This is a genomic window from Pseudomonas sp. HMSC08G10 (genome assembly GCF_001808425.1).
GTDB classification, from domain to species: Bacteria; Pseudomonadota; Gammaproteobacteria; order Pseudomonadales; family Pseudomonadaceae; genus Aquipseudomonas; species Aquipseudomonas guariconensis.
In genome coordinates this window covers 39,464-46,171 of record NZ_KV793288.1, presented here as the reverse complement: position 1 = coordinate 46,171, position 6,708 = coordinate 39,464, and the positions used below count along the sequence as shown (strand labels likewise).

Annotated in this window: 7 protein-coding genes; 6 read left to right on the top strand and 1 reads right to left on the bottom strand. The window is 63.3% G+C overall.

The genetic code is table 11. The features are described 5' to 3' along the window. The 3 genes from HMPREF3173_RS01995 to pbpG form a co-directional block, all read left to right on the top strand. The coding region (locus HMPREF3173_RS01995) for an SOS response-associated peptidase (RefSeq protein ID WP_256543753.1) at window positions 1–492 on the top strand (492 nt) is incomplete at its 5' end. Window positions 493–651: 159 nt separating this feature from the next. Further along, on the top strand, window positions 652–1,230 hold the full coding sequence (locus HMPREF3173_RS01990; RefSeq protein ID WP_070571331.1) for an AAA family ATPase: 579 nt from the start codon (window positions 652–654) through the stop codon (window positions 1,228–1,230). 130 nt (window positions 1,231–1,360) lie between these two features. Further along, on the top strand, window positions 1,361–2,287 hold the full coding sequence (pbpG, locus tag HMPREF3173_RS01985) for a D-alanyl-D-alanine endopeptidase (RefSeq protein WP_070571402.1): 927 nt from the start codon (window positions 1,361–1,363) through the stop codon (window positions 2,285–2,287). A 183-nt stretch (window positions 2,288–2,470) separates the two neighbouring features. Here the strand turns inward: pbpG and HMPREF3173_RS01980 are convergent, their stop codons facing one another. Next, entirely contained in the window at window positions 2,471–2,905 is a 435-nt protein-coding gene (locus HMPREF3173_RS01980) for a hypothetical protein (protein ID WP_070571330.1), read from the bottom strand. A 185-nt stretch (window positions 2,906–3,090) separates the two neighbouring features. Between HMPREF3173_RS01980 and pvdM the strand changes: the two genes are divergently transcribed. The 3 genes from pvdM to HMPREF3173_RS01965 are packed head-to-tail and all read left to right on the top strand — an operon-like array spanning window position 3,091 to window position 6,663. Continuing rightward, window positions 3,091–4,434, top strand: a complete 1,344-nt coding sequence (gene pvdM / locus HMPREF3173_RS01975; protein ID WP_070571329.1) for a pyoverdine-tailoring dipeptidase-like protein PvdM — start codon at window positions 3,091–3,093, stop codon at window positions 4,432–4,434. A gap of 17 nt (window positions 4,435–4,451) precedes the next feature. Beyond that, window positions 4,452–5,732: a pyoverdine-tailoring periplasmic protein PvdN gene (locus tag HMPREF3173_RS01970; protein ID WP_070571328.1), complete on the top strand. Its 1,281-nt coding sequence runs from the start codon at window positions 4,452–4,454 to the stop codon at window positions 5,730–5,732. A 22-nt stretch (window positions 5,733–5,754) separates the two neighbouring features. Beyond that, entirely contained in the window at window positions 5,755–6,663 is a 909-nt protein-coding gene (locus HMPREF3173_RS01965) for a dihydropyoverdine dehydrogenase (protein WP_070571327.1), read from the top strand. Window positions 6,664–6,708: the final 45 nt, after the last annotated feature.

Below are 6,708 nucleotides of genomic sequence, written 5' to 3'. Positions count from 1 at the left end.
GTGAGGTGGGGATGGCGGCCGCACTGGGCGACCGATCGAGCGCCGCCGATCAACGCCAGAATCGAGAAGGTCGCCCACGGACCATTCTTCCGGGCGATCTGGCCACATCGGGCCATCACGCCAGTGGACGGGTGGTTCGAGTGGGTCGATGAAGGCGGGCCGAAGAAGCAGCCCTACTACATCCGGCGGCGGGACGGGCAACCCGCCCTATGTGCCAGCATCGGCCAGTTCACCGGCAGTGAGCACGACGGCTTCGTGATCATCACCGCCGACGCCCAAGGCGGCATGGTCGATGTGCATGATCGGCGACCGGTGGTTCTGGCCCCAGGGCCAGCCAGAGCCTGGGTAGACCCTGCATTCCAGCCAGAGCATGCCGAGCAGCTGGCCCTGAACCTGGGCGAGCCCGCTGAGGAATTCGAGTGGTTCCGGGTGAGCGCGGCCGTGGGCAACGTCAGAAACCAGGGCCCGGAGCTGATCAAGCCGATTCAGTGATGGCTGTCGCGCTTCCCTCAGCCGGCCGGGACGACCTCGCCGAATATCCCCAGGGCCACACGTTTCAGGCGTGCTCTGCTTGTTGATGAGCGCAATCTAGTATCGCTTATGCAAAACTGCGTAGCTCAGTCAAAAGAAAGGCTTTCGGACCGAGTACACATGAACCATTTCGTCGTTATTTCCGGCTGCTCAGGCGCAGGTAAATCAACCCTCTTGTCCGAGCTTAAGCGGCGCGGCTATGCAGTGGTCGAAGAGCCCGGGCGGCGTGTCGTGCAGGCAGAGGAACGCGCAGGCGGGAAGGCATTGCCTTGGCTTGATATGGAAGCCTTCTTGCGTCGGGCCATCGACGTAGCGTTGAAGGACTATGCCAATGCGCCATGCAGTAGTTCGCAATGGGTGTTCTTCGACCGTGGCCTGATCGACGCGGCGGCTGCGCTTCAGACCTTGACCGGCGACCTCATACTGGAAAAGCTCAGCCAGCAGCATCCCTATAACCCTCATGTTTTCCTGGCACCGCCATGGGAAGAGATTTATGTGCAGGACGCAGAGCGCCGCCATGACATGGCTGCCGCTCGATGTGAGTTCGAGCAGCTCCAGAAGACTTATCCAGCGCTAGGCTATGCGGTATCGCTGCTGCCCAAGATCAGCGTGGCTGAGCGTGCCGACTTCGTATTGACCACGTTGGGGATCGCTGAACCCAGCCGTACTGGCTATGTCGCTGAACGGGTACAGGATTAAATTTCCTTCACCTTGCGCCCTTTGGATATAAGGCATTCGACAGCCGTTCGGCCATACTCCAGAATGCATCGGTTTTTTGGGGGAAACCCTTGCACAGCCAACGACATACCAACTTTTAGTGAGCCTCAACGTGAAAACTTCCCTGTCCATCCTCAGCCTGCTGCTGTTGCTCACAGGAACCGCGACCCTTCCGTCGACCGCTGCTGCACAACCCCCGGCCCAGGTAAAACGCGACCCCGCCAAGCTGCACCTGGCCTCCGGCAGCGCCCTGCTGATCGACCTGAACACCAACCAGGAGTTGTATTCCAGCCATGCCGACCGCGTAGTGCCCATCGCTTCGGTCACCAAGCTGATGACCGCCATGGTGGTGCTGGACGCCAAGCTGCCCATGGATGAGATGCTCACCATGACCATCGCCAACAACCCGGAGATGAAGGGTGTCTATTCCCGTGTGCGGCTCGGCAGCCAGCTCAACCGTCGCGAGACCCTGTTGATCACCCTGATGTCTTCGGAGAACCGCGCCGCTAACAGCCTGGCCAACGCCTATCCGGGTGGCTACAGCGCGTTCATCAAGGCAATGAATGCCAAGGCGCGCAGCCTGGGCATGGCGCATACGCGCTATGTCGAGCCCACCGGCCTTTCGACCCAGAACGTCTCCACCGCCCGTGACCTGGCCAAGCTGCTGATGGCTTCGCGCAAGTACCCGATGCTCAGCGAGCTTTCCACAACCCGCGAAAAGACCGTGGCGTTCCGCAAGCCCAACTACACGCTGGGCTTCCGTAACACCGACCATTTGGTGAACAAGAGCAACTGGGACATCAAGCTGACCAAGACCGGTTTTACCAACGAGGCCGGCCACTGCCTGGTGCTGCTGACCAAGATGGACAATCGCCCAGTGGCCATGGTGATCCTCGATGCCTTTGGCAAGTACACCCACTTCGCCGATGCCAGTCGCATGCGCCAGTGGCTGGAGACCGGCAGCGCCAAGCCGGCACCGGCGGTGGCGATGCAGTACAAGGCCGAGCGCCAGAGCCGTCCGCGCCTGGCCAACGACTGATCCGCGATGCTCAAGGCGCCCCTGGATGGGGCTGAGCGACCAGGCAAGGCTGCGAGGGAGTGACAACCTTGCTGCGCGGCGCCTGCTTCGCGGGTAAATCGGCTCCCACAGGTATGGCGGGGTTCGTGAGAGCACCGCAAAACCTGTGGGAGCGGATTTACGCGCGAATGCGCATCCCAGGTTTCAAGCCTGGGTACTGACCATGCCACCGGCGCTGCTGCCGCCGGTTTTGCTCAGGGCTTCCAGCAGTTGCGCGGTGGCCGCCTGGATTTCACCGCTGATCGTGGCGATGCTCGCCTGCTTGGCGGTGATCGCTGCCAGCTTGCTGGTTTCGTCCATGTTCTGGGCCGCCAGCTGAGCCAGTTGCTTTTGCTCCTCGGCCAGCTGCTTCTGCAGCTTCTTGATCATCTCCCGCAATTGCTTGATGTGCGGCGGCTCACCGCTGTCCTCGGCACTTTCCGCTTGCTTGGCCTGTTTGGCCTGCGTGGTATCACGCAGCCCGGAAAGATCGACCTGCACGCCCATCGCCTTGCCCTGTTCGGTCTTGTCCGCCTCGCCCGCCTGGGTGGCCGTGGCCAGCGATGGGCTGGCGATGTTGATCCCTGTGATACCTACCATGTGTTTCTCCCTGCCCATCAGGGCCATTTAGACGCAGTAACTATCGGCCGACCGGCGCACTTCTTGAGCGCCAGCGCCCGCCAATAAATTTGCCGTCCCGCCATTCGTCCACCTGATACCCGAGCCCTGCCCTGGCCCACACCTGCCCGGCACCTCACCCCGATCAGCCCAGCAACGAGATGGCAATGACCACGACCCGCTCCCGCAAAGCCCTGTACATCGGCCTGCCCCTGGCCTTGGTAGCCGCCCTTGGCGCTGCCGGTTACTTCCACTGGTTCGGCCAGGATCCTGGATACCCGCGCCCCATCGTCGAGCAGGCCAATGCCCTGCACGAGCACATGCTCTCTTTCGACAGCCATGTGACCGTGCCACTGGACCTGGGTACAGCAGGCAACGAGCTCGACAAGGACGGTCCGGGCCAGTTCGACCTGGTCAAGGCCGGCCGTGGACGGCTCTCCGGCGCGGCGCTGACGATTTTCGGCTGGCCGGAGATCTGGAACGGGCCCAACGCCCCGCACCGTCCCACCCCGGGCTTCGTCGACGAGGCCCGCCACCAGCAGGAAGTGCGTTACAAGATCATCACCGGCATGGCCCGCGATTTCCCCAATCAAGTGGGGATCGCCTACACCCCCGAAGACTTCCGACGCCTGAACGGCGAAGGCAAGTTCGCCATCTTCATCAGCATGCTCAATGCCTACCCACTCGGCCACGACCTGTCCCAGCTCGACCTGTGGGCGGCGCGTGGCATGCGCATGTTCGGCTTCAGCTACACCGGCAACAACGACTGGGCCGACTCCTCGCGCCCGCTGCCGTTCTTCAACGACACCGCCGATGCCCTGGGCGGGCTGTCGCCGCTGGGTGAGCAGGCGGTCAAGCGGCTGAACGACCTGGGCGTGATCATCGATGTGTCGCAGATGTCCACGCTGGCCCTGGAAGATGTCGCCCGTCTTTCCCGCGCGCCGATCGTCGCCTCCCACTCCGCGCCCCGCGCACTGGTGGACATTCCACGCAACCTGTCCGACAAGGAGATGCAACTGATCAAGGACAGCGGCGGCGTGATCCAGGTGGTCGGCTTCGGCCAGTACCTCAAACCGCTGGGCAAGCCAGTACTCGACAAGCTCCAGGCCCTGCGCACGCGTTTCGACCTGCCGCCCTTGCAGGGCCTGGCCAACGCCCTGATGCCAGGCGATGCGGTGATCGCCATCTGGCCCGAGGCGCGCTTTGGCGAATACGCAAGCTCGCTCTACGGCATCCTCGAGGAAGAACCCAAGGCCACCCTCAAGCAGTACGTCGATGCCATCGACTACACGGTCAAGAAGGTCGGCATCGACCATGTCGGCATCAGCTCGGACTTCAATGACGGCGGCGGCCTGGAGGGCTGGAAGGACGTCAGCGAAATCCGCAATGTCACCGCCGAACTGCTCACCCGCGGCTACAGCGAAACCGACATCGCCAAGCTGTGGGCCGGCAATTTCCTGCGCGTGTGGGAGCAGGTCCAGAAATCCGCCCACCCTGTCGCCCACCGCTGATCAAGGCCTGACCGCTCATGAGCAATCGCCGTACCTTCCTCAAGCAAGCCGGCCTGCTGGCCGCAAGCCTTCCCATGATGCCCCACGCCCTGGCCGTCGCCGCGCCCGCGTCGCTGACCGGCCAGGACAAATGGCGCCAGCTGCGCACATTGTTCCCCCAGGCGCCGGATGTGATCCACCTGTCCAACTTCCTGGTGACCACCCACCCTCGGCCAGTGCAGGAGAGCATCGACCGCTACCGCGCCGAACTCGACCGCAACCCGGCGCAGTGGATGGACTGGCACAGCCAGGCAGTGTGGAAGCGCGAGGCCGAGGTCCGCGAGTGGGCCGCACGCTATCTGGGCGTCAAACCCCGCCAGATTGCCCTGACCGGCAGCACCACTGAAGGCCTGGGGATGATCTACGCGGGCCTGAAGGTGGCGCCGCACCAGGAGATCCTCACCACCGAGCACGAACACTACTCGGCCAACACCAGCTTCGACCTTCGCCAACGCCGGCAAGGGACCCAGGTGCGCAAGCTTCGCCTGTTCGACGAGGCCTGGAAGGTCAGCACCGAGCGCATCCTGGAGACCATCGACCGCGCCATCAGGCCCAATACCCGCGTCCTGGGCATGACCTGGGTGCATTCGGGCAGCGGCGTGAAACTGCCCATTGGCCAGATCGGCGAGCTGGTGCGTCGGCACAATCGCGACCGCGACGAGCAGGACCGCATCGTCTACGTGGTCGATGGCGTGCATGGGTTCGGCGTGGAAAATGCGCAGTTTTCCGACTTCAACTGCGACTACTTCATCGCCGGCACCCACAAGTGGATGTTCGGCCCTCGGGGCACCGGCCTGATCTGCGCCGCCAGCGAAAAACTGCAAGACCACCTGGTACCCACCTTCGCCACGTTCTCCGAGGACGAGGACTTCGCCACCATCATGACCCCCGGGGGCTATCACAGCTTCGAGCACCGCTGGTCAGTCGGCAAAGCCTTCGAGCTGCACCTGCAATTGGGCAAGGCCGATGTGCAGGCGCGTATCCACCAGCTCAACGACTACTTCAAACAGCGCCTGGCGGAAATCGACCAACTCCAACTGGTCACCCCCCAAGGCAGCACCCATTCGGCCGGGTTCACCTTCTTTCGCGTCAAGGCCGAGGACGACCAGGACCGATTCGCCAACTACCTGATCGAACACCGGGTGATGGTCGACGCCGTGTACCGCGACGCAGGCCCGGTGATCCGCACCGCACCAGGCCTGCTCAACGACGAACAGGAAATCGACCGTACCCTCGCGCTGCTCAAGCGCACGCTATGACCGCCACAGCAAGGAACCCACGATGCCCACGAACCTGCTACGCCCGCTATCCCTACTCGGCCTGCTCGGCTGCCTGCTCGCAGGCCCGGCCCGAGGCGCGCACGACCACAAACCCGGTGAAGTGTTCCAGGACTGCAAGGACTGCCCGCAGATGGTGGTACTGCCCGCCGGCAGCTTCCAGATGGGCACCCCGGACGATGAGGTCGGCCGTCAGCCTGACGAGGGCCCGTTGCACCTGGTGACCTTCGACAAACCCTTCGCCATCAGCCGCTTCCACGTTACCGCAGGCGAGTGGCAGGCCTACCTCAAACAGACCGGTACGGTGATCGCCGACGGTGACGATCGCCCAGGCCGGCGCTGCACCAACAGCGTCCCCAGCTACAAGCTCGACCCCAAAACCGCCGACCGCCACCCTGCCGTGTGCATGAGCTACAAGGACGTCGAGGCCTATGTCGCCTGGCTGTCGAAAAAGACCGGCCATACCTATCGCATGATCAGCGAGGCAGAACGCGAATACGCGGCCCGTGCCGGCAGCACTGGGCCGTTCCCCTTCCCTCTGGACCCGGATGCCGACTACGAAATCACCCGCCACGCCAACGTCTACGGCCCCAAGGACGGCTTCAGCTATACCGCTCCCGTGGGCAGCTACCCGCCCAACGCCTTCGGCGTGTCCGACATGCACGGTAACGTCTACGAATGGACTGCCGACTGCTATCACGACAGCTACGTCGGCGCGCCCAGCGATGGCAGCGCCTGGAAGGAACCCAACTGCGAGCTGGTGCAGCTGCGCGGCAACGACTGGGGCGAAGCACCGATCTTCTCCCGCTCGGGCAACCGCAACCAGACCTATCCGGACGATCGCGGCGACTGGATCGGCTTTCGCGTCGTCCGGGAACTCGAGAACGAGAAGAGTTCTAAATTGCACGGCTGACGGCTCGTTCTATCGGTGTACATGCGCAGGACCCGGGTGCTTTCA